Genomic DNA, 22,875 nt, shown 5'->3' with positions numbered 1-22,875 from the left:
TCGAGTCTAGTTGTGGGGGTTCACCGGGGAGGGAGTGCACGTGGAGCTGCCGAGCCACCGCGAGTGGATGCTCCTCGCGCTCGCCGAGGCGGAGCAGGCGCCCGCCACGAGGGACGTGCCCGTCGGCGCGGTCGTCGTGAACGGCGACGGCGTCGTGATCGCGTCACGGCGCAACGAACGGGAGCTGCTGGGCGATCCCACGGCCCACGCCGAACTGCTGGCCCTGCGCACCGCGGCCGAGTCGATCGGCGACTGGCGCCTCACCGACTGCACCCTGGTGGTCACGCTCGAGCCGTGCGTGATGTGCGCGGGCGCGATCCTCGCCGCGCGCGTGCCCACCGTCGTGTTCGGCGCGTGGGACGAGAAGGCGGGCGCGGCCGGGTCGCTCTACGACGTGCTGCGCGATCGCCGGCTCAACCACCGGGTCGAGGTGTTCCCCGGCGTCGAGGCCGAGGCATCCGCTCGCCTGCTGCTCGAGTTCTTCGAGGACCCGCTCAGGCGGCCGTAGCGCTGCTCCGACTCCCGCCCGGAATGCGGTCGCGCGCCTCGAGCCCCACGAGGTACTCGCCGAGCAGCGCAGCGGATGCCGCCTGCGCGCGCGGCCCGTACGACGCGCGCTCCTCGCGCAGCCGTTCGCGGGTCAGCCCGTACTCGGGCAGCTCGTCGCCCCACTCGCGCAGCCAGTCCTCGTGGATCGCCTCGTCGACCTCGGGATGGAACTGCACCGCGAGCAGCCAGTCGCCCCTGCCGAACGCCTGGTTCTCGTACTGGCCGGACGTCGCGAGCCGTTCGACTCCGTCGGGCAGGTCGAACGTGTCGCCGTGCCACTGCACGGTGGGCACCCCGGCGAAGTGGCGCACGGGCGATGCGGCGCCGGCCTCGGTCGGCTCGACGGTGAGCCAGCCGACCTCCTTGCGCGGCCCCTTGCGCACGTCGGCGCCGAGGGTCTTCGCCAGCAGCTGCGCGCCGAGGCACACGCCGAAGATCGGCGCCTCGGCGTCGATGCGCGCCGACAGCAGCGCGATCTCGTCGGCCAGGTAGGGGTATCGGTCGGTCTCGTACGCCGCCTCCTCGCCGCCGAGCACCACGACGAGGTCGGGTGCGAGGGCGTCGAGCGCCGCGACATCCTGATGCGGCGCGTCGACCGTGACGATCTCGTAGCCGTGCGCCTCGAGGGTCGGTCGCAGGTTGCCGAGCCCGATCGCGGAGTCGTGCCGGAGCACGAGGGCGGTGCGTCGAGCGGATGCCGCGAGCCGCACGGCCCCCGTCGCGGCATCCGTCACTCGAGGCCCTTGATCACGATGGTGTCGGTGGGCGGCGCCGAGAGGTTCGGATCGAAGTAGACGTCGGGCTCGATGTAGATGACGCGGGCGGAGGGCACCGCATGACGCACGCGCTGCTCGATGACGTTCACCGCGGTCGACACCTCGAGGAGCTTCTGGTCGGCGTGGAAGCCGACCTTCGCCGCGACGAGCAGCTCGTCGGGGCCGAGGTAGAGGGTCTTCATGTGGATGATGCGCTCGGCCTCGGGACCGTCGAGGATGGCCTGCTCGATCTTCACGAGATCGTCGTCGTTCGCGCCCTCCCCGACCAGGAGGCTCTTCGTTTCGATGCCGAGCACGATCGCGACGATGATGAGCAGCGTGCCGATGAACAGCGTGCCGATGGCGTCGAAGAGCGAGTTGCCCGTGAGCCACGTGAGGCCGACGCCGATGAACGCGAAGATGAGGCCGATGAGCGCCGCGATGTCCTCGAGCAGCACGACGGGGAGCTCGGGCGCCTTCGCGCGGCGCACGAACTGCACCCAGCTCAGCTTGCCGCGCACGTGATTCGACTCCACCACGGCCGTGCGCAATGAGAACGACTCGAGGACGATCGCGATCGTGAGCACGAGCATCGGCAGCCACGGCACGTCGAGCGGGTGCGGGTGCTGCAGCTTCTCGATGCCCTCGTAGATCGAGAAGACGCCGCCGACCGAGAACAGGATGATCGACACGACGAAGGCGTACACGTAGCGCTCGCGGCCGTAGCCGAACGGATGCTCCTTGTCGGCGGTCTTCTTCGCCTGGCGGCCGCCGAAGATGAGCAGCAGCTGGTTGCCGGCGTCGGCGAGCGAGTGCACGCCCTCGGCGAGCATGGATGAGGATCCGGAGAAGAACCAGGCGATGAACTTCGTCACGGCGATGCCCGTGTTGGCGAGGAATGCCGCGATGATGGCCTTGGTGCCGCCTGATGCGCTCATAGTGCCAATCCTAGGATGGTCGCATGAGTGCCGATGCGCCCTTGACGCTGCCCACGATCGCCTTCCTCGGAGCCGGGTCCATGGCCCGGGCCATCCTCTCCGGCCTCCTGCAACCCGGCATCGAGATCCCCGGCGGCATCCGCGCCACGAACCGCTCGCCCGAGCGCGCCGCCGAGCTCGAGGGACTCCCGGGGGTGACCTCGTACGCGACCGACACGGATGCCACGGCGAACCGCATGGCGGTCGCCGGAGCCGAGCTGGTGGTCGTCGCGGTGAAGCCGTCGATGGTGCCCGACCTGCTCCGCGAGATCGCCGACGCGCTGGACCCGGGGACGATCGTGGTGTCGGTCGCGGCGGGCGTCACGGTCGCGACGTTCGAGGAGCTGCTGCCGGAGTCGATCGCGGTCATCCGCTCGATGCCGAACACCCCCGCGGTCGTCGGCCGGGCGGTGACGGGGATCTCGGCCGGCACGCGTTCGAGCGACGACGACCTCGCGCTCGCCGTGCGGCTCTTCGAGACCGTGGGCGACGTCATCGTGGTGCCCGAGTCGCAGATCGATGCCCTTTCCACGATCTCGGGCTCCGGCCCGGCCTACGTGTTCTACCTCATCGAGCAGCTCACCGCGACGGCGATCCACAAGGGGTTCACGCCCGAGCAGGCCGCGCTCATGGTGCAGGGCACGTTCCGGGGCGCGAGCGAGCTGCTGGCGGCATCCGGCGACACGCCCGCCGAGCTGCGCCGCCGCGTGACGAGCCCGAAGGGCACCACCGAGCGCGCGATCGCGGTGCTCGAGGAGGCGCACCTCGCGGAGGTGTTCGATCGGGCGACGGATGCCGCGCTCGCCCGCGCCCGCGAGCTCGCGTCGGGGGCCTGACGCAGAACCTGCTGCGGACATCAAGCGCGTCGGGCACCGGCCGGGAGTCGCGTGAACATGCGGCCCGCGCGTCCGCTACCGTGTGCACATGGAAGCGTCGGAGGTCGTCTCGGTCGTCACCGAGGTGATCGGCTGGATCGCCCTCGGCATCGGTCTCGGATGCCTCCTCCTCGCCCTGCTGATCCGGCTCGCCGACGGACGGTGGCTCCGCACGGAGGCGGTCGTGCTCGACCAGGAGCACGGCTCGACCGTTCGCTGGTTCGCCGAGGGCGCGTTCCACCAGCGCCGACTCAGCGAGGAGGAGCGCGCGCACGTCGAGAATCCCGAGGAGGAGCCCGCGTACTACCGGAAGCGCGAGCCCGATCGGCTGCAGCTGCACGAGCCGCCGGCGGGCCGCCGCATCATCCGGTGGCTCGGGATCGTGCTGCTCGTGATCGCGGCGATCGCCGGGATCGTGAACCTCGTGCTGATGCTCGTCGCCTGACCGGCCTCAACCGGTCTCCTGCTGCATCCGCAGCTCCTCCCACTCCCGCATGAGGCCGGGCATCCTGGCATTGATGAAGCGGTAGAACCGCGCCATCTCCCGGGCGCGCAGCGAGCCCGCCGAGTGCTCGTCGCCGATCGCGTCGGCGGCCCGGTCGCCGAGGTCGGCGATCACGCCGTAGACGGGGCTCTTCGCCATGAGCGCCGTGTACCAGGCGTCGTCGAGGAACTCCCACCGGTCCCGTCGACTCCCCGGCTGCGGCACGCGGTGGAGGATGCCGATCTGCTCGAGGTAGCGCACGGCACCCGAGATCGCCGCGGCGCTCACGCCGAGCTGGTCGCCGAGCTCGCTCGCCGTGAGGCCGCCCCGCTCGGCGACGAGCAGGGCCATGAGCACACGGGCCGGCATCCGAGGGAAGCCGGCCGCGGTGAGGACCGCGGCCGACTGGTCGACCGCCGCCTTCAGGCCCTGCTCGTCGCGTGGCATCCGGTCAGTCTCTCATCCGCCGCTCGCGAGCTCTCGGCGGCGCATGGACCAGACCGCGACGGCACCCGCGGCGAGGCCGATGGCGAGCATCCAGAACCCGCCGGTCCAATCCGTCTCCCCACCGGCCGGCACCGGTGAGTGGGCGAACGGACTCAGGTCGACGAGCCATTCGGGGGCCTGGAGGATCGGACCCCAGACGCCGAGGATGGCGGCCACGCCGACGACCGTCCAGCCGACGGCGATGGTCGCGCGCGGCACGAACGCGAACACCAGCAGCGTGAGCCCGAGGAACACGAGGCATGCCGGCAGCTGGGCGGCCGCAGCCTCGAGCACGTTCGGGATGAGCGACTCCGGATCGGCTGCGGTGCCCGCGCCCGCGATGCCCGCGAGTGCCGAGGCCGCGAGCACGATGACGATGACGATCACGCCGACGATCCAGTACTCGAGCAGCCAGCGCAGCCGCGGTACGCGCGTGCCGAGCACGAGCTCGGCGGTGCCGTGCGCTTCCTCCTGACGCGCGCGGATGCCCACCTGGACGGCGCAGCACGCCGCGAGGATCCCGACGATGGAGTAGAAGACGGCCACGAACGCCTCCTCGATGGATGCCTCGCTGCCGATCGCGCGGCGCAGCGTATCGAGGATCTGCGGGGCGTCGGTCGCGGCCTGGTCGACCACCGACGAGAGGGAGGTCGCGAGCAGGCCGGTGGCGATGCCGCCCGCCGTCCAGGACAGCAGGATCGGCGTGTTCAATCGCCAGGCCAGGCCGAATGAGCTCGACAGCACGGGCCCGGCCGTCGCTCGGCCGGCCCGACCGGCGAGCAGGCTCGCGCCCTGGTCGCGGACCGCCTGCAGCGCGAAGACGAGCCCGATGAGCGCGGCCGCGAACGCGAGCGGGATGAGCAGCGGCGTGAGGTCGTTCTGGACGTAGGCGCCGGTGAACTGCCCGTAGCCGATCGGCGAGAGCCAACTCGGCCATGCCGGTGTGACGTGCAGCAGGTCGTCCGAGGGCGTTCCGGCGGCGTCGCCGATGCCGCGCAGCAGGTACGCCGCGAGCACGAAGGTGACGGACAGGCTGTTCGCCCCACGCGACGTGCGGAACAGTTGCGCCGTGAACAGGCCGAAGGCGACGAACGCGATGCCGGAGACCGTGATCGCGGCGCCCCAGACCATCGAACCGGTCGCGTCGAGGCCGTTGGCGATGAGCGCGAGCGCGATGAACAGCCCGAGCGCGACGTTGGCGAGCACGCCGTGGATCACCGTCGCGGTGGTCGGGAGGATGCGGCCGGCCGGGGTCGCGGCGATGGCCTCGGCGCGGCCCTCCTCCTCTTCCTTGCGGGTGTGGCGAACCGCGAGGAAGGTGCTCATCAGGCCGCCCATGAGGGCGAGCCACGCGAACAGCAGGAAGAACGCGAACGCGCCGTCGTCGATGCCGTTCGGGGTGCCGCGGAACACGAGGATGGTCCGGGTCGCGATCGCGACGCCGAGGATCTCGCGCCGGTCCTGCTCCTCGCCGTAGGTGGAGAACACGGCGCTGATGGACGCGTACGCGAGCAGCGCGGTGCCGAGGATCCACAGCGCGAGCTGCAGGCGGTCGCGACGGATGCGCTGCCGGAGCAGCACGAGGAGGCGGGTCATGCCCGTGCCTCCTCCTCGACCGGGGCGAGCTCGTCGCCGTAGTGGCGCAGGAAGAGGTCCTCGAGCGATGGCGGCGCGACGGTGAGACCCTGCACGCCCAGTCGGCCCAGGTCGGGCAGGAAGTCGGCGACCCGGTCGCTGTCGACGGTGAAGCGCACCCGCCCTTCGTCGATGACGAGGTCGTGCGTGCCGGGGAGGGCAGCGACGGCGGCCTCCTTGGCCGGGTCGTGGACGAACGCGATCTCGGTTCGGGTGAGGTGGCGGAGCTCGGCGAGCGTGCCGCTCTCGACGACCTCGCCCGCGCGGATGATGGTCACCCTCTCGCAGAGCTCCTCGACCTCGGAGAGGATGTGGCTCGACAGCAGCACGGTCGCGCCGTCGCGCGCGACCCGGTCGATCTCGCGGTTGAAGACCTGCTCCATGAGCGGGTCGAGCCCGCTCGTCGGCTCGTCGAGCACGTACAGTTCCGCCGGGGTCGCGAAGGCGGCCACGAGGGCGACCTTCTGTCGGTTGCCCTTCGAATACGCGCGCCCCTTCTTCTTCGGGTCGAGCTGGAACACCTCGAGGAGCCGCTCCTTGCGTTCGCGATACGCCGTCTTGTCGGTCATCCCGCCGCGCAACCGCGTGAGGAGATCGATCGCCTCACCTCCGCTGAAGTTCGGCCAGAGGGCGACGTCGCCCGGGACGTAGGCGACGCGCCGGTGCAGGTCGGCGGCGTCGGTCCACGGGTCGCGCCCGAACAGCGTCGCCTCACCCCCGGTCGCGCGCGCGAGTCCGAGCAGGATGCGGATGGTGGTGGACTTCCCGGCGCCGTTCGGACCCAGGAAGCCGTGGATCTCTCCGGCTTCGACCGAGAAGTCGAGGCCGTCGAGGGCGATGGTGCGCCCGAAGTGCTTCTGGAGCCCTCGGGTGCTGATCACGGTGGTCATGCGCGCGATGTTACGCCGGATTCACAACTTTGTGAAGATTCCGAATGCGAGCTTCACCGTGATCGGCGCGACGTCACCCTGCGAGTTCGCGGAGCGATCGGGCATAGGCGCCGGGAGAGAGACCCGTCGCATCGCGGAAGTCGTGCTCGAGGTGCGCCTGGCTCGGGGTCCGCCGCGAGCGCGGCACCCGTTATCCGCCCATCCACTACGTCATGCCGTTCGTGAGCAGCGCCCTCGTGAGCGTGGCGACGGCGATCCTGATCGCGGCGACCGGGGTCGACGGGTTGGCGGAGGCCACCGTGCTCGGCCACCGACGAGGACCGACGGCCGCGCGGCATCCGCCCGCTACTCGAGCGCCGCGAACTTCTCGATGTCGCCCTCGGTGCCCGACACGATGATGAGGTCGTGGTTCGACACCACGGTCTTCTCCGTCGCGTACGTGAACGGCTTGCCCGGGCTCTTCACGCCGACCACCGTCACGTTGTGCCGTGAGCGCACGCCCGACTCCGTGAGGTTCTTGCCGCGGATCGGCTTCGGCGGGTACATCTTCACGAGCGCGAAGTCGTCGTCGAACTCGATGAAGTCGAGCATCCGACCGCTGACGAGGTGCGCGGTGCGCTCGCCGGCCTCGCGTTCGGGATAGATGACGTGGTTCGCCCCGATGCGCTGGAGGATCTTGCCGTGCGAGGCGGAGATCGCCTTCGACCAGATCTGCGGGATCCTGAGGTCGACGAGGTTGGCGGTGATGAGCACGGATGCCTCGATGGAGGAGCCCACGGCGCACACGGCGATCGAGAAGTCCTGGGCGCCGATCTGGCGCAGTGCGTCGATGTTGCGGGCATCGGCCACCACCGCGTGCGTCACGCGCTCGGCCCACTTCTGCACGAGCGTCTCGTCGTCGTCGACGGCGAGCACCTCGCGCCCGAGCCGGTCGAGCTGTCCGGCGGTGGCGGCGCCGAAGCGGCCGAGGCCGATCACGAGCACCGGCGCGTCGTGTTTGATCCGATCAACCAACGATGGGCCTCTCTTCCGGACGTCGGTACAACTGCCGACGCTGGCTGGCCGCCAGTGCCGCAGCGAGTGTCACTGTACCAACCCGCCCCATGAACATGGTGGCGGCCATGACGTACACCCCGCTCGGTGGCAGGTCCGCGGTGAGCCCCGTGGAGAGGCCGCACGTGGCGAACGCGGAGATGACGTCGAACAGCACGTAGTCGAACGGTTCCTTCGTGATCTGGAGGATCGCGATGGACGACACGGCGACGATGGTCGCTCCCCAGAGCACGACGCTCACCGAGAGGCGGAGCATGTCGCGCGGGATGCGTCGGCCGAACGCCTCCATCGCGGGCGCCCCTCGCGCCTCGGCGAACGCGGCGAGGAACAGCACGGCCAGCGTCGTCACCTTGATGCCGCCCGCGGTGGAGGCGGAGCCGCCGCCGATGAACATGAGCATGTCGGAGACGAGCATGCTCGAGCCGTTGAGGTCGTGCATGTTGATCGTCGCGAAGCCGCCCGACCTCGTCATGGCCGACATGAAGAGCGACTGGAAGATCGTCGGCCCGGCGTCGATCTGCCCATAGGTCCGCGGGTTGTTGTACTCGAGCAGCAGGAACGCGCCGGCGCCGAGCACGAAGAGGATCACCGTGGTGGTGATCGTGAGCTTCACGTGCACGCTCCAGCGGCGCGGGGTGCGCCAGGATCGTGCGAGCGCGAAGATCACGGGGAAGCCGAGGCTGCCGAGGAAGACGCCGATCATCAGCATGGTCTGGAACCAGTAGTCGTCGATGAAGGGTTCCATGCCGCCGGGGTTCGGGCTGAATCCGGTGTTCGTGAAGGCCATCGCCGAGTAGTAGAAGCTGTACCAGACCGAGTGGAACAGGTCGTATCCCTTGCCGAGCATGCTGGGCAGCATCGCGATCGCGATCGACACCTCGATGACCAGCGCGCTGATCGCGACGGTGGCGAGCAGCCCGCCGACCTCGCCGAGTCGCACCGCCTGGCGCTCGGCCACCGGGCCGACGTGGATGCGCGACGGGTTGGTGTCGCTCGCCGCGAGCAGCTTGGCGCGCAGTCCGAGCCGGCGCGAGATGACGAGGCCGAGGATGGATGCCAGCGTGAGCACGCCCACGCCGCCGATGTTGACGCCGATGAACACGAGGGCATTCCCGAACGGCGTCCAGTAGGTGGCCATGTCGACGGTGGCGAGGCCCGTCACGCAGATCACCGACACCGCGGTGAACAGCGCATCGTGCAGTGGCGCGCCCGAACCCTCGCCGGCTCGCGCGATCGGCAGCGAGAAGAGCAGGGTGAAGATCAGGATCAGGCCCGCGAAGATGAGGATCGCGAAGCGGGACGGCGACTTCCTGACCAGCGAGTCGACGGCATCGCGCACTCGACCGAGCCATGACCGCCGATCGGATCGACCGAGGCGGCCCATCGCCCTCGAGTGCATCGAGCCCCCTCAACCGCCGTCACCGAATGCGTGAGTCATGGTACTCCTCGCCGGGAGTGACTACCCTTGACGCATGGCGGACATCTTCGACGTGGTGGCGGATACGACGCGGCGCGACATCCTCGCCGTGCTCCTGGATCGCGAGACCTCCGCCCCCGGTTCCGGCGGCGAGATCAGCGTGTCCGAGATCGTCTCGACCCTCGGCCTCAGCCAGCCGACCGTCTCGAAGCACCTCAAGGTCCTGCGCGAGGCGGGCCTCGTCGGCGTTCGCGAGGAGGGCCAGCACCGCTACTACCACCTCGACCGCGGTCCGCTCGAGGTGCTGGAGGACTGGCTCATTCCGTTCGTGTCATCGGATGCCGCCGCGGATGCTGCGACGCTCGCCGGCGCGGCGCCCGCCGACGACCTCACGCTCAACCAGGACCAGCTGGCGTTCGCCTCCGCCATCGGCAAGGCGTTCGCTGAGACGGCACACCAGGTCACGGCGGTCGTCGGGCAGAAGAAGCGCCGCTAGCCGCCGACGTCCGCCCCGGCCGGCCGAGCCAGCACGGTCAGTGGGCTGCGAGCAGCGCGAGCACGAACCCGACGCATGCCGCCGCGGACGTGAACGTGCGCACGTGATTCCACGCCTGCCACCCGGGGCGGAACTCGGTCCATGCCGACGCGAGCGCCGAGGCATCCGCTGCCGGCGCCGCCGCGAGTCGGTTGTTGCGGGGGACGTTGGCGCCACCGGTCACGCCGATCGCGCCGACGAGGTAGAGGACGGATGCCGCGACCGCCCACCAGGTGCCGCCGCCGAGCGCACCGACGAGCGCGAACACGATGAGCGCCACCGCGAGCAGGCCCGTGCCGAACAGGGCGAGCATCAGCGGGGGGCGCACCGCCGTGACGTTGAGCTCGCGCATGGCCCGCGCGGCATCCGCAGGCGGCAGCCGGTCGAGGCCCTGCGTCACGAACCCCGAGAACGCGGAGAAGACCCCGGCGACGATGCCGGTGCCGAGGATCGCCACGATGAGCAGCACGTCGATGAACACGGTCATGCGCACAGTCTGCCGTGCACCGGGGTCATCCTGTCGTGCCCGGCGTCAGCGCAGCGGCTTGATCATCTCCAGCTCGAGGCCGCCGGGTTCGAGCTCGTACTCGCGGCTCCGCCCGGTGAGCGTGAAGCCGAGCTTCTCGTAGAAGCGCCGGGCGCGGGGGTTGTCCTCGTGCACCTCGAGGCGAAGGGTGTCGGCGTAGTCCATCGCCCAGCGCTCCACGGCGTCGAGCAGCAGGCGCGAGACACCGGCCGCGTCGCCGCGGTACTCGGGAGCCACGTACACGCCCACGAGGAGCGGGCCGGTCGCGGCATCCGGGATGTACCCGCCCATGTGGCCCACCCAGCGGTCGCCGTCGATCGCCACGATCGAGGTCTGACCGGGCGTCGTGCCCCGAGCGCCGCGCAGCCGCCACGCTGCTTCGTCGACCCGCAGCGCGTGCTCGAGGGTCTCGCCGTAGGCGAGCGGAGTGTCGCGCAGCATCTCGAGCCGAAGGGTGCGCACGGCCTCCCAGTCGTCCTCCGTCGTGGTGCGGATGACGAGGTGGTGCGAGCGCATTCCTCGACGGTAACGCATCGTGATGGGCGTGCCCGCCGAATCCGGTAGACTATCCCGAGGCTTTCCCGCCTCTGGCTGCGGCACGCGTGGCCGACTCGATCTTTTCTGTGAGGTTTCGATGGGTTCCGTCATCAAGAAGCGCCGCAAGCGCATGGCGAAGAAGAAGCACCGCAAGCTGCTTCGCAAGACGCGTCACCAGCGTCGCAACAAGAAGTAGTCGTCCTTCGCACGACCGGCAGAGCGTCAGGCCCGACGGCCTGGCGCTTTTCGCTGTGCTCCCGCCGCGTAGGGTGGATCGCGTGACCCGCGACATCCGCCTGACCCTCATCGGCAAGCCCGGCTGCCACCTCTGCGACGACGCACGCGAGGTCGTGCAGGCCGTGATCGCCGAGGTCGGGGCCGCGGATGCCGCGACGCGCATCGCGTTCGACGAGCGCTCGATCCTCGACGACGCGGCCCTCGCCGAGCGCTACGCCGAGGAGATCCCGGTGCTGCTCGTCGACGGCGAGGTGCACGACTTCTGGCGCGTCGACCCCGTGCGCCTGAAGACGGCGCTGCTCGCAGGCTGAGGGCGCCGGCGTCAACCCATTGCCGTGCACGCCCATTCGGGCGTTGACTGTGCGCATGACGTCCCTCTGGACCGACCTCGCCACCGCCGACGAGACCGAGCCCGCCCCGACGGCGCGTTACGAGGGCGCCGTCATGCCGGGCGATCGCTTCGACGTGGCGGTGGTGGGCGCCGGGATCACCGGACTCGCGACGGCCATCATGCTCCAGCGCGGCGGGTCCCGCGTCGTGGTGCTCGAGGCCCAGCGGGTCGCGGCGCTCGCGACGGGCGCGAACACCGGCAAGGCGAGCGTCCTCCAGGGCGCGATGCTGCAGCGCATCCGTCGATCGCATTCGGCGCGCGTGGTGCGCGCCTACGCCGACGCGAACCTCGACGGGCTTCGCTGGATCGCGGAGTTCGCCGAGCACCACGGCGTGCCCACCTCCGAGGAGACCGCCTACAGCTACGCCGCGACCGACGGCGGGCTCGACCTCGTCGACCGGGAGCTCGACGCGGCCTTCGAGGCCGGCCTCCCTGTCGAGCGCGTCGAGCGGATGCCCGTGTCGTTCCCGTTCGTGGGAGCGGTCGCGCTGCCCGGTCAGCTGGGGCTCGACCCCTACCGGCTCGCGGTGGCGATGGCTCGCGCGTTCGTCGCCGAGGGCGGCGTGCTCCTGGAGGGCATGCGCGTCGAGGCGGTGCACGCCGGCCGGCCGGTCGAGCTCCGCACTCCGCACGGCACCATCCGGGCGGATGCCGCCGTCATCGCGACGGCCGCGCCGACGCTGCTGCGCGGACTGTACTTCGCGAAGACCCGCCCGCTCCGTTCGCATCTCACGTCGTACCGGGTCGAGGCGCCGCCGCCGCCCGGCCTCTTCATCACCGTCGACGCCCCGACGCGATCGGTGCGCACGACCCCCGACCGCGACCCCGACGCGCCGCCGCTGCTGATCGTGGGCGGCAACGGGCATCCGGTCGGCCGGGTCCCGTCGACCGAGGCCCGGGTGCGCGACCTCGTGGCGTGGACGAAGCGGTACTTCCCAGCGGCCGACCTGACGCATCGCTGGGCCGCGCAGGATTACGAATCGGCGAACCTCGTGCCGTTCGTCGGCCGGATGCCACGGGGCCTCGGACGGATCTGGGTGGCGACCGGGTTCGCCAAGTGGGGGCTCACGAACGGCGCCGCCGCGGCCATCCGCATCTCCGAGGAGCTCCTCGGCGTGCCGTGGCGCGATCGTCGCGATTGGATCCGCGTGCTCGGCACCCGGTCGACGGCGCCCGCCGACGTCGGGCGCGGGGCGGCGGAGGGGGCCCGGGTGGCGCGGGCGATCGCCGTCGGCTGGGGTGGCGCGGAGGCGCACCCCGCCCCGGCGCATGCGCCGAGCGAGGGCGAGGGCGTGGTGGTCTCCCGCAGGGGCGTGCCGTACGGGATCTCCACGGTCGACGGGCGCACGTGCGCCGTGCGCGCCGTGTGCACCCACCTCGGCGGCGTGCTGCGGTGGAACGACGCCGAGACGACATGGGACTGCCCGCTGCACGGATCGCGCTTCGATGCATCCGGCATCCGCATCGAGGGACCCGCCGTGCACGACCTGCCGCAGGAGCCCCGCATCCGCGAGACGAACTGAGGCCTCCTCGCGAAGCGATCCTTGTCAGGCCGATGAGCGCGTGGCAGCGTGGAGCAGGGACCGTCGGAGGTCGACGGCGCTTCGGGGGAAGGTGCGACACGTGGCACGTGCATTCAGGGGGAAGATCGAGTTCGACGTGCGGGACTCGGTCGGGGATTGGGACGCCTTCCTCCCGGCCAAGGCGCCCGACGGCGCGCCGAACGTCCTGGTGGTGCTCTTCGACGACACCGGACAGGCGGCCTGGTCGCCGTATGGCGGGCGCATCGACATGCCCACCCTCGACCGGCTCGCGGCGAACGGGCTCACCTACTCGCAGTGGCACACCACCGCCCTGTGCTCGCCCACGCGGTCGACGTTCCTGACCGGCCGCAACCACCACTTGAACGGCTTCGCGTCGATCTCGGAATCGTCGACGGGATTCCCCGGCTACAGTTCGCACATCCCGAAGTCGAACGCCACCATGGCCGCAGTGCTCCGCGATGCCGGGTGGAGCACGTACTGGGTGGGCAAGAACCACAACGTGCCGATCGACGCCTGGACGGCCGGCGGCTCGAAGAAGGACTGGCCGCTCGCGCAGGGCTACGACCGGTTCTACGGGTTCATCGGCGGCGAGACGAACCAGTGGTATCCGTCGCTCGCCGAGGACAACCACTACATCGACCAGCCCTACATGCCCGAGGAGGGGTACCACCTCTCGAAGGACCTCGCCGACAAGGCGATGGCGTTCATTCGGGACTCGAAGCAGACCGACCCCGACAAGCCCTGGTACCTCTGGTTCTGCCCCGGCGCCAACCACGCGCCGCACCACGCCCCCCAGGAGTACATCGACAAGTACGCGGGCCGGTTCGACGACGGGTACGAGGCCTACCGCGAGTGGGTGCTGCCGCGCATGATCGAACGGGGCATCCTGCCGGAGGGGACCGAACTGACGCCGTTGAACCCCATGGCCGACGGCACGTTCTCCGAGGCGGACCGCGTGCGACCGTGGGACTCCCTCTCCGATGAGGAGAAGCGGCTCTTCAGCCGCATGGCGGAGGTGTACGCCGGGTTCTCGGAGTACACCGACGCGCAGGTGGGGCGCATCATCGACTACCTCGAGGAGTCCGGCCAGTTGGACGACACCCTCGTCATCTACGCGGCCGACAACGGCGCCTCCGGGGAGGGGAGCCCCAACGGCTCGGTCAACGAGGGGAAGTTCTTCAACGGGTTCCCCGACACCATGGAGGAGAACCTCAAGTACCTCGACCGGCTCGGATCGCCCGACACCTACAATCACTACCCCACGGGATGGGCAGCGGCGTTCTCGACGCCGTATCGCATGTTCAAGCGGTACGTGTACCAGGGCGGCATCGCGGACCCGCTGGTGATCTCCTGGCCCAAGGGCATCGCCGCGCGCGGCGAGATTCGCAGCCAGTACCACCACTCGACCGACATCGTGCCCACGATCCTCGAGGCATGCGGCGTCGAGTTCCCCGATCATGTCGACGGCGTGCAGCAGGCGCCGCTCTCGGGCGTCTCGATGGGGTACAGCTTCGGCTCGGCGGACGCGCCGACCGCGAAGGAGACCCAGTACTACGAGATGTTCGGCAATCGCGGCATCTGGCATCGGGGATGGAAGGCGGTCACCGAGCACGGACCGATCTCGGGGCTCGGCGACTACGACAATGACCGCTGGCAGCTCTTCCACACCGAGGAGGATCGCGCCGAGGCCGTCGACCTCGCCGAACAGCACCCCGAGAAGGTCGAGGAGCTGAAGGCGCTGTGGCTCAGGGAGGCGCAGGCGAACAACGTGCTGCCGCTCAACGACCTGAACGTCGTCGGCAAGGACCTCGAGACCTTCCTCACCATGGAGTTCTCGATCCCGGTGCCCCCGAGTGGACAGTACGTCTACTACCCGGGAACCAGCGAGATCCCCGAGCGCAGCGCGGCGAACACCCACGCGGTGTCGTTCCGGGTGCTCGGGCACGTGGTCACGACCGACCAGACGCAGGGGGTCATCTTCGCGCAAGGCTCTCGGTTCGGTGGGCACGCGCTGTTCGTGAAGGGCGGCCGGCTGCACTACGTGCACAACTTCCTCGGGATCGGCGAGCCACAGTTGCTGTCGGCGACGATGCCGCCGGCGGGCGAGCACGTGCTGGGCATCGACTTCAGGAAGGAACGCACCGGCGAGCACCGCGAGTCATACGGCACCGCGACGCTCTACATCGACGACCGGGCGGTCGCATCCGAGGAGATCCGCACGATGACCGGTCACTACGCGCTGTGCGGCGAGGGGCTGTGCATCGGCTACGACTCGGGTGACAGCGTGTCGGCCGCGGACTACTCCGGACGGTTCGACTACGCCGGCGGCGAGATCAAGAAGGTGGTCTTCGACGTGGCCGACGACGCGTACATCGACCTCGAGCAGCACCTCGCGGCGGCGTTCGCCCGTGACTGACGAGCCCTTGCCGTCGTGGACGGACGGCGCCGCCCGGGACGCGATCCTCGAGTTCGTGGCATCCGTCACCGAGGGCCCCGACGCCGTGCCCGTCGAGCAGCGCGTCGCCGTGTTCGACAACGACGGCACGCTCTGGACCGAGAAGCCGATGCCGACGCAGCTGCACTACATCGTGCAGCAGTGGCGCGCCGCGGCCGAGGCCGATCCGTCGCTCGCCGAGCACCAGCCGTACCGCGCCGCCGTGAGCGGGGACCTCGGCTGGCTCGGCGCGGCGATCGACAAGCACTACGACGGCGACGAGTCCGACGTCTCCACGGTGATCGACGCGATCGCCCGACTCACCGACGGCATGAGCGTCGAGCAGTACGCGAGCTCGGTGGCCGAGTTCTACCGCACGGCCAAGCACCTCACGCTGCAGCGCGCGTACCGCAGCGCGATCTACGTGCCGATGGTGGAGCTCATGCGCTTTCTCGAGGAGCACGGATTCACGTGCTACATCGTCTCGGGCGGCGACCGGGACTTCATGCGGCCGATGACCGAGGACTACTACGGCATCCCGCCAGAGCGCGTGATCGGCTCGGCACTCGGCCTGCGGTACGACGAGGACGGCGCGCAGGTGCGCTACACGGCGGAGTTCGACTTCCTCGACGACGGCGACGAGAAGCCCATCCGCATCTGGAGCCGCATCGGACGACGCCCGCTGCTCGCCGCGGGTAACTCGAACGGCGACGTGCCGATGCTCGACTTCATCCGGCGGGGTGCGGTGGGACTCGCGCTGCTCGTGCACCACGACGACGACACGGGTCGCGGCGATGCGCCCTACGACCAGGGTGCCCAGAAGGCGCTCGCCGCGGCATCCGATCGGGGCTTCACCGTGGTGAGCGTCAAGCGGGACTGGTCGACCGTCTTCGTCGAGGCCTGATGCCGGCGGCGGATGCCCCGAGCCGACGACCGCGGCTGTTCCCGACGCTCGCGGGGTACCGACGCGCGTGGCTCGGGCGCGACCTGCTCGCCGGGCTCTCCGCCGGCGCGGTCGTGATCCCGCAGGCGATGGCGTACGCCACCATCGCGAACCTGCCCGTGCAGGTGGGCATCTACACGTGCATGGTGCCGATGCTCGTGTACGCCGCGCTCGGCGGCTCGCGTGCGATGAGCGTGTCGACGACGTCGACGATCGCGACGCTCACCGCCACGACCCTGGTCGCCGCGGGGGTCGCGGCGGACTCCGACGACCCGATCCCCGACCTCATGGCCCTCACCCTGCTCGTGGGGGTCATCCTGCTCGTCGCACGCCTGTTCAAGCTCGGGTCGCTCGTCGAGAACATCTCGAAGGCCACCATCACGGGCGTGCAGATCGGCGTCGGAGCCACCGTTGCGGTGGGCCAGCTGCCCAAGCTGCTCGGGGAGACCGAGAACTTCTCCGGGCACGGGTTCATCCGCTCGATCGTCGCCGTCGTCGAGGCGCTGCCCGGGGCGAACCTCGCGACGATCCTCCTCTCCGCCGGATCGATCGCCGTGGTGCTCGTGCTGAAGCGCTGGCTGCCACGGGTGCCCGGCCCGCTCATCGTGGTCGTCGCGGGGATCCTCCTCGTGGCGTTCGCCGGCCTCGACGACGCGGGTGTCGAGCTCATCGCACCCGTGCCGCAGGGCTTCCCGCCGCCCGAGCTGCCGTCCTTCGCCCACGTGGGCGCCCTCGTGCCCGGCGCGCTCGCGATCGCGGTGATGGCGCTGCTCGAGTCGGCCGCGGTGGCCCGCGGCATCCGCAAGCCCGGCGAAACGCAGATCGACAGCAACCAGGAGCTGCTCGCCACGGGCGCGGCGAACACGATCGGCGCCTTCTTCCAGACCCTGCCGTCCGCCGGCGGATTCTCGCAGAGCGCCGTGAACCAAGGCGCGGGCGCGCGCACGCAGCTGTCGTCGATCGTGACCGTGGTGCTGGCGCTGCTCGTCGCGCTCTTCCTCGCGCCGGTGCTGAGCCTGCTGCCGCAGGCGACGCTCGCGTCGCTCGTGTTCGTGGCGGTGATCGGGCTCGTCGACCTCGGGGCGCTCGTGCGCTTCCGACGGATCAGCCGGGACGACTTCTGGATCGCGACCACCACCGCCGTCGTCGGCCTCACGGCCGGACTGCTGCCCGCCGTCGCGGTGGGCGTGGTCGGCACGTTCTTCGTGGTCTTCCGCGAACTGAACCGGTTGCGGGTCGTTCCTGGCGCCGTGGTCGACGGGGTGCTGCCGATCCGCCTCGAGGGACCGCTCTATACCGCCAACGTGCTCGCGAACGAGAACGCGATCCTCGACCAGGCGGCGGCGCACCCGGGGATCCGCGCCGTCGCCGTGGAACTGACGAGGTTCTCGACGACGTCCATCACGGTGCTCGACACCCTCGCCGACCTCGATCGCGAGCTCGCCGGGCAGGGGATCGAACTGCGCCTCGCGGTCGCTGCCGGCGGCGGCACCGAGGTCGCGCGTCGCACGAGCTGGTTCCGCGGGCTCGAGGCCGGCGGGCGCCGGTTCGACACGCTCGACGCGGCCGTGTCGGGGCGCTGAGTCGCCTCGCGCCGGCTGCGTCACCTCACCGGGAGGTCGTCCGGGTCAGGCGTCTCGCACGCAGCGGAACCCGATGTGCGATGTCGCCGTGTCGTCGGCCTGGGGCGAGCGCGCAGCGGGTCGGTAGCGCAGGCAGTACTCGGGTGAGCAGAGGTGCGAGCCGCCCTTCAGCACCCGGCGCGGGATGCGCGAGCCCGGTTCGGCGGATGCCGCCGCGAGCAGGTTCTCCCGGCCGGCCGCGTCGACCGGCGCGACGCCGGGCACCTCGTGTCGCGGCGTGTAGAAGTCGGTGGTCCACTCCCACACGTTGCCGGTGACGTCGAAGAGCCCGTAGCCGTTGGCCGGGAAGGTCATGACGGGCGAGGTGCCGACCCAGCCCGCGGCACCGGTGTTCTCATAGGGGAAGTGGCCCTGCCACTGGTTCACCATGAGGCGTCCGTCGGGCCGCTCCTCGTCGCCCCAGGCGAAGCGGGCGCCGTCGAGGCCGCCACGCGCCGCGTACTCGAACTCGGCCTCGGTGGGCAGCCGCCTGCCCGCCCACCCGGCGTAGGCCGTGGCATCCTCGAGGCTCACCTGCACCACCGGGTGCGTCGGCTTGTCGTCGACGGATGACTCGGGGCCGAGCGGATGCCGCCAGCTCGCGCCCTCGCCCCACCGCCACCACTGCCGCCAGTCGCGCAGGTCGACGGGGCCGGGGGTCGGCGTGAACACGAGACCGCCCGGCACGAGGTCGCGGGGGTCGACGCCGGGGAAGTCGGCCGGGTCGAGCGGGCGTTCGGCGACCGTGACGTAGCCCGTAGCCGCGACGAACGCCGCGAACTGCTCGTTCGTCACGGGGTGGAGGTCGATCTCGAACGCGTCGACCGCGCGCTCGTGCACCGGCGTCTCGTCGGGATAGAACTCGGCCGAGCCCATGCGGAAGGTGCCCCCCTCGATCCGCACCATGCGCGTCGCGTCGACCGTCATCCTCCGAGCCTACGTCTCAGCGCGCGGCCCTAGGCCCCGCCCCGCGCCCCGCCGCGCCCCGCCGCCCGCCCGCTGCCCTCGCCCCACCTCGCCGCGCCCTCGCTGCCCTCGCCTCGCCGCCCGTCCGCCCTTCTCCGGCCGCCGAGATGACGCCAAACGTCCGTGGGCTTCTCCCGAAGGACGGTTTGCGTCATCCCGCCGCCGTCGCCCCGGCCCGCCCGCTGCCCTCGCCCCGCCGCCCGCCACCGCCCGGTCACCTCACCGCCCGTTCCCCTCTTATCCGGCCGCAGAGATGACGCCAAACGTTCGTGGGCTTCTCCCGAAGGACGGTTTGCGTCATCTCGCCGCCCGGGGAGGGTCGGGCGGGCGGCGGCCGCAGTCGTCCTCCACAGGCGAGCTGCACGGGGGAGGCAGCCCCTCATGTGGGTTTCCGCGCCGGCGTGTCGGGCCACGCGAGAACATGCGGGTGTGACCGCACGAATCCCCGTCCCGCCCTGGCTCGACAGCACCCCGTTCTCGCTCGCCGACGGGCGAGCAGCAGGGCTCGGCGACGAGCGGATGCGGGGCCGCGACTTGGTCCGGCCGTTCCGCGGCGTGCGCGTCGTCGCATCGGCGACCCCCGACTTGGAGCTGCGCTGCCGCGCCTACTGCGTCCGGATGCGCAGCTGCGAGGTCTTCTCGCATCGCACGGCGGGGGCCCTCCATGGCCTCCCCATCCGGCCCCGCGACGACGGGCGTCTCGACGTCGCGGCGTTCGAACCGCACGGGGTCCCGAGGGCGTCGGGCGTCCGGGGCCACCGAGTGCGGCATTGCGACATCCGTGCCGAACTGGTTCGCGGGCTGCAGATGGTGTCGGCCGTCGACGCGTGGTGCCAGCTCGCAGCGGAGCTCGGTCACCGCGACCTCGTGGTGCTCGGAGACGCACTCGTGCGAAGGTCGAGTCCGATCGCCACGATGGACGTGCTCGCTGCCGCGGTCGGGCGTCGAGGCGCTCGTCGAGGTTTCCGTCGTCTCGTGCATGCACTGCGAGCCGTGCGCGCGCGAACGGACTCGCCGGCGGAAACGCTGCTGCGGCTGGATCTCGTGGAGTACGGGCTGCCGGAGCCGGAGATCAATGTCGACATCCTCGACCGGCATGGTCGCCGGATCGCCATCGGGGATCTCGTCTACCGCGATTACCGCGTGATCGTCGAGTACGACGGCGAGCACCATCGCACGGATCGCAGGCAGTACGCGAGGGACGTCGACCGGCTGGACGACCTCGCCCGAGAGGGCTGGCGGGTCATCCGATTCAACGCCGAGCATGTCGGCGTCAGGCGCCGCGAACGCCTGATGCGCGTGCACGAGGCGCTGGTCGCGGCCGGCTGGCGCCCCGGGGCGGCGTGAGATGACGCGAACCGTCCATCGTGCGCGGTATCACGACGATTCGCGTCATCTCGACGGATGCCGCGCGGTTCGAGCGGGGGCGGGTCGGGGGCGGGGCGGGCCGAGGCGGGTCGGCGCGGGAGCGGGCTACGGCAGCAGGCGCGTCGGGCCGCGGAAGAGGTACGTCGTCTCGCGGATCGAGTGCTCCTCGAGCATGAGCATCAGCACGCGGGCGAGGCCCATGCCGAAGCCGCCGTGGGGCGGCACGCCGTAGCGGAAGAAGTCGAGGTAGAACTCGAGCTCCTCGGGGTCGAGCCCCTTCTCCTTCGCCTGCTCGACGAGGAGGTCGATGCGGTGCTCGCGCTGTGCTCCCGTGGAGATCTCGACGCCGTTGTAGATGAGGTCGTACGAGTTCGTGAGGCTGGGGTCGCCCTCGTGGCGCATGTGGTAGAACGGCCGGATGCTCGAGGCGTAGTCGGTGACGAACACGAAGTCGTGCCCGTAGGTCTCCTTGACATGGGCGGAGATCTGGCGCTCGCCCTCGGGGTCCATGTCCTCGTCGGTGCGGGGGATCACGTAGCCGCGGTCGGCGACGATCTGCTTCGCCTCGGCGAGCGGGATGCGCGGGAACGGCAGCGTGGGGACCTCGAGCTCGATGCCGAAGAGCTCGGCGATCTCGGCGCCGTGCTTCTCCTTCACGGCGGTGATGCCGGCGACGAGGAGCTCCTCGTGCATCTGCATGACGTCCTCGTGCGAGTCGACCCAGCTCATCTCCGCGTCGATCGACGTGAATTCCGTGGCATGGCGCGAGGTGAACGAGGGGTCGGCGCGGAACGCGGGCCCGACCTCGAAGACCTTGCCGAAGCCGGCCGGCTGTGCCATCTGCTTGAAGAACTGGGGGCTCTGGGCGAGGTAGGCCGTGCCGTCGAAGTAGCCGACCTCGAAGAGCTCGGCGCGCGACTCCGACGCCGAGGCCATGAGCTTGGGCGTGTGGATCTCGACGAAGTCGCGCTCCACCCAGTACGTGCGCAGGGCGTGCAGGAACGTGGTCTGGATCCGGAAGATGAGGTTCTGCTTGGGGTGGCGCAGGTCGAGGAAGCGCCAGTCCATGCGCTTGTCGAGGCTCGAGTCCGCGGCGATCGGCGTCTCGGGGTCGGCCTCGGCGACGACGGCGAGCGACGCGATCTTCACCTCGAGGCCACCGAGCTTCACGCGCTCGTCGTGCTTCAGCTGGCCGGTGACGCTGATGAACGACCCGTGGGCCAGCGCCGAGATCTCCTCGGTGACCGCGAAGGCGTCGGCGGATGCCGCGTCCGCCGATTCGGGATCGAGCTCGCGGGTGGCGGGGTTCACGAGCTGCACCGCGCCGGACTCGTCGCGGAGGATGACGAACTGCACCTTCTTCTGATCGCGCACGGTCTCGACCCATCCGGCGACGGTGACGGGGCCGTCGGGGAGCGCGGCGAGATGCTTGACGAGGGTGCGGTTGTTCACGATCGACCATCCTACCTGCGCGTGTCCGGCCGATATCGTGACGTGAGGGCGCAGCGGATGCCGCAACACGGCCGGTCGGCGCGAGAGCGCGCAGCCAGGTCGCGGCCGCGCGCAGCCAGGTGGAGGGAGCACGCCCATGCAGGACACCGACCGTCGGGTGCCGATCGACGCGCAGAAGGTGGACGCCCCGCTGTCCCAGTTCGCGGTGTTCCTCGTCGTGACGATCCGCCCGGCCGCGGCCGATCTCCACGCCGTGCGCGACGTGCTCGCCGCTCTGGACGACCTCGCGAAGACGGTCGGCTTCCGCGACATGGCGGCGAACCTCTCGTGCGTGGTCGGCATCGGCTCGGCCGCGTGGGAGCGATTCGGTCGCCCCGACCGGCCCGCCGAACTGCGCCCGTTCATCACGATCAAGACCGCCGCCCATTCGGCGGTCGCGACCCCGGGCGACCTGCTCTTCCACATCCGAGCCGACCGAGCCGACCTCTGCTTCGAGTTCGAGCGCCTGCTGCTCGAACAGCTCGGCGACGCCGTCGACGTGGTCGACGAGGTGAACGGCTTCCGCTACTTCGACGCGCGCGACCTGCTCGGCTTCGTCGACGGCACCGCGAACCCGAGCGGCGCCGGCATGGCCGAGGCGACGCTCATCGGCGACGAGGATCCGGCGTTCGCCGGCGGCAGCTACGTGGTCGTGCAGAAGTACCTGCACGACCTCGCGGCCTGGAATGCGATGACGACCGAGCAGCAGGAGGCCGTGATCGGCCGCCGGAAGGCCGACAACGTCGAGCTCGACGACACCGAGCCGCAGCAGGCCCATAAGACGCTCGCAACGATCACCGACGACGATGGCACCGAGTTCGAGATCCTGCGCGACAACATGCCGTTCGGCAGCCCCGCGTCGGGCGAGTTCGGCACGTACTTCATCGGCTACACCCGCCGGCTGTGGGTGATCGAGCGGATGCTGAAGCGCATGTTCATCGGCGACCCGCCGGGACTGCACGACCGCATCCTCGACGTCTCGACCGCCGTGACCGGCGGCACGTTCTTCGTGCCGCCGCTTCACCTGCTCGAGGCGCTCGGCGACGGTGACGGATCCGCGGCGCGGATCGCCCCCGCCGATCGCCACGCTGATCGCCCCCGCCGATCGCCACGCTGAGCGCCGGCCGGAGCCGCGACCCTCGGCGGATTCAAAGGGAATG

The 22,875-nt window shown here is 70.5% G+C and carries 23 protein-coding genes; 12 read left to right on the top strand and 11 right to left on the bottom strand.

All coding sequences use genetic code 11. The features are described 5' to 3' along the window. Positions 1-34 precede the first annotated feature (34 nt). Entirely contained in the window at positions 35-508 is a 474-nt protein-coding gene (tadA, locus tag EV187_RS05600; protein WP_278038842.1) for a tRNA adenosine(34) deaminase TadA, read from the top strand. On the opposite strand, the gene EV187_RS05595 is transcribed toward tadA, so the two are convergent. After that, positions 495-1,283: a glutamine amidotransferase-related protein gene (locus tag EV187_RS05595; protein ID WP_130351965.1), complete on the bottom strand. Its 789-nt coding sequence runs from the start codon at positions 1,281-1,283 to the stop codon at positions 495-497. The genes tadA and EV187_RS05595 overlap by 14 nt on opposite strands. Next, positions 1,280-2,242 carry a cation diffusion facilitator family transporter gene (locus tag EV187_RS05590; RefSeq protein WP_130351964.1) on the bottom strand — a complete coding sequence of 321 codons (963 nt, stop codon included), beginning with the start codon at positions 2,240-2,242 and terminating at the stop codon, positions 1,280-1,282. The genes EV187_RS05595 and EV187_RS05590 overlap by 4 nt, the downstream gene beginning before the upstream one ends. A 23-nt stretch (positions 2,243-2,265) precedes the next feature. On the opposite strand from EV187_RS05590, the gene proC reads away from it, so the two are divergent. Both proC and EV187_RS05580 read left to right on the top strand, forming a co-directional pair. Further along, entirely contained in the window at positions 2,266-3,117 is an 852-nt protein-coding gene (gene proC, locus EV187_RS05585; protein ID WP_130351963.1) for a pyrroline-5-carboxylate reductase, read from the top strand. 88 nt (positions 3,118-3,205) lie between these two features. After that, complete coding sequence (locus EV187_RS05580; RefSeq protein WP_130351962.1) at positions 3,206-3,601, top strand: hypothetical protein; 396 nt, start codon at positions 3,206-3,208, stop codon at positions 3,599-3,601. Positions 3,602-3,607: 6 nt separating this feature from the next. On the opposite strand, the gene EV187_RS05575 is transcribed toward EV187_RS05580, so the two are convergent. The 5 genes from EV187_RS05575 to EV187_RS05555 all read right to left on the bottom strand — a co-directional run bounded on the left by EV187_RS05575 (position 3,608) and on the right by EV187_RS05555 (position 9,088). Further along, positions 3,608-4,087, bottom strand: coding sequence for a GbsR/MarR family transcriptional regulator (locus tag EV187_RS05575; RefSeq protein ID WP_130351961.1), 480 nt, complete (start codon positions 4,085-4,087; stop codon positions 3,608-3,610). A gap of 12 nt (positions 4,088-4,099) precedes the next feature. Then, positions 4,100-5,722: an ABC transporter permease gene (locus tag EV187_RS05570; RefSeq protein ID WP_130351960.1), complete on the bottom strand. Its 1,623-nt coding sequence runs from the start codon at positions 5,720-5,722 to the stop codon at positions 4,100-4,102. Next, on the bottom strand, positions 5,719-6,651 hold the full coding sequence (locus EV187_RS05565) for an ABC transporter ATP-binding protein (RefSeq protein ID WP_207221742.1): 933 nt from the start codon (positions 6,649-6,651) through the stop codon (positions 5,719-5,721). The genes EV187_RS05570 and EV187_RS05565 overlap by 4 nt, the downstream gene beginning before the upstream one ends. 345 nt (positions 6,652-6,996) lie before the next feature. Continuing rightward, the gene (locus EV187_RS05560) at positions 6,997-7,665 is read right to left on the bottom strand and encodes a potassium channel family protein (protein WP_130351959.1); all 669 of its coding nucleotides are present in this window, start codon (positions 7,663-7,665) and stop codon (positions 6,997-6,999) included. Further along, positions 7,658-9,088 (bottom strand): TrkH family potassium uptake protein, encoded by a 1,431-nt coding sequence (locus tag EV187_RS05555; protein WP_130352269.1) that lies wholly within the window; start codon positions 9,086-9,088, stop codon positions 7,658-7,660. Before EV187_RS05555 ends, EV187_RS05560 begins: the two co-directional genes overlap by 8 nt. A gap of 88 nt (positions 9,089-9,176) precedes the next feature. Here EV187_RS05555 and EV187_RS05550 point away from each other — a divergent pair, with 88 nt between their 5' ends. After that, complete coding sequence (locus EV187_RS05550; RefSeq protein ID WP_130351958.1) at positions 9,177-9,617, top strand: ArsR/SmtB family transcription factor; 441 nt, start codon at positions 9,177-9,179, stop codon at positions 9,615-9,617. Between the two features lie 37 nt (positions 9,618-9,654). Here EV187_RS05550 and EV187_RS05545 read toward each other — a convergent pair whose 3' ends face one another. Next, positions 9,655-10,143 (bottom strand): anthrone oxygenase family protein, encoded by a 489-nt coding sequence (locus EV187_RS05545; RefSeq protein ID WP_130351957.1) that lies wholly within the window; start codon positions 10,141-10,143, stop codon positions 9,655-9,657. Positions 10,144-10,188: 45 nt separating this feature from the next. Beyond that, on the bottom strand, positions 10,189-10,698 hold the full coding sequence (locus tag EV187_RS05540) for a GNAT family N-acetyltransferase (protein WP_130351956.1): 510 nt from the start codon (positions 10,696-10,698) through the stop codon (positions 10,189-10,191). Positions 10,699-10,816: 118 nt separating this feature from the next. On the opposite strand from EV187_RS05540, the gene EV187_RS05535 reads away from it, so the two are divergent. The 6 genes from EV187_RS05535 to EV187_RS05510 all read left to right on the top strand — a co-directional run bounded on the left by EV187_RS05535 (position 10,817) and on the right by EV187_RS05510 (position 17,851). After that, complete coding sequence (locus EV187_RS05535) at positions 10,817-10,915, top strand: 30S ribosomal protein bS22 (protein WP_003792170.1); 99 nt, start codon at positions 10,817-10,819, stop codon at positions 10,913-10,915. Between the two features lie 82 nt (positions 10,916-10,997). After that, positions 10,998-11,267, top strand: a complete 270-nt coding sequence (locus EV187_RS05530) for a glutaredoxin family protein (RefSeq protein WP_207221741.1) — start codon at positions 10,998-11,000, stop codon at positions 11,265-11,267. A 55-nt stretch (positions 11,268-11,322) separates the two neighbouring features. Further along, complete coding sequence (locus tag EV187_RS05525; protein WP_242609445.1) at positions 11,323-12,870, top strand: FAD-dependent oxidoreductase; 1,548 nt, start codon at positions 11,323-11,325, stop codon at positions 12,868-12,870. Between the two features lie 100 nt (positions 12,871-12,970). Then, the gene (locus EV187_RS05520; protein ID WP_130351954.1) at positions 12,971-15,307 is read left to right on the top strand and encodes an arylsulfatase; all 2,337 of its coding nucleotides are present in this window, start codon (positions 12,971-12,973) and stop codon (positions 15,305-15,307) included. Continuing rightward, positions 15,300-16,229 (top strand): HAD family hydrolase, encoded by a 930-nt coding sequence (locus EV187_RS05515; protein ID WP_130351953.1) that lies wholly within the window; start codon positions 15,300-15,302, stop codon positions 16,227-16,229. Before EV187_RS05520 ends, EV187_RS05515 begins: the two co-directional genes overlap by 8 nt. After that, positions 16,229-17,851 carry a SulP family inorganic anion transporter gene (locus tag EV187_RS05510; protein ID WP_130351952.1) on the top strand — a complete coding sequence of 541 codons (1,623 nt, stop codon included), beginning with the start codon at positions 16,229-16,231 and terminating at the stop codon, positions 17,849-17,851. The genes EV187_RS05515 and EV187_RS05510 overlap by 1 nt, the downstream gene beginning before the upstream one ends. Before the next feature lie 45 nt (positions 17,852-17,896). Here the strand turns inward: EV187_RS05510 and EV187_RS05505 are convergent, their stop codons facing one another. Beyond that, a complete protein-coding gene (locus EV187_RS05505) occupies positions 17,897-18,796 on the bottom strand; it encodes a formylglycine-generating enzyme family protein (protein WP_130352267.1) in 900 nt (299 codons plus the stop codon). Between the two features lie 489 nt (positions 18,797-19,285). On the opposite strand from EV187_RS05505, the gene EV187_RS05500 reads away from it, so the two are divergent. Next, positions 19,286-20,203, top strand: coding sequence for an endonuclease domain-containing protein (locus tag EV187_RS05500; RefSeq protein WP_242609444.1), 918 nt, complete (start codon positions 19,286-19,288; stop codon positions 20,201-20,203). 126 nt (positions 20,204-20,329) lie between these two features. On the opposite strand, the gene aspS is transcribed toward EV187_RS05500, so the two are convergent. Further along, complete coding sequence (aspS, locus tag EV187_RS05495) at positions 20,330-21,676, bottom strand: aspartate--tRNA(Asn) ligase (RefSeq protein WP_242609443.1); 1,347 nt, start codon at positions 21,674-21,676, stop codon at positions 20,330-20,332. A gap of 136 nt (positions 21,677-21,812) precedes the next feature. Here aspS and EV187_RS05490 point away from each other — a divergent pair, with 136 nt between their 5' ends. Next, positions 21,813-22,832, top strand: coding sequence for a Dyp-type peroxidase (locus EV187_RS05490; protein ID WP_130351949.1), 1,020 nt, complete (start codon positions 21,813-21,815; stop codon positions 22,830-22,832). The last annotated feature ends 43 nt before the right edge of the window (positions 22,833-22,875 follow it).

Source organism: Agromyces ramosus (assembly GCF_004216665.1).
GTDB lineage: Bacteria > Actinomycetota > Actinomycetes > Actinomycetales > Microbacteriaceae > Agromyces > Agromyces ramosus.
The sequence above is the reverse complement of the archived record's forward strand: the minus strand, read 5'-3'. Positions and strand labels throughout refer to the sequence as shown.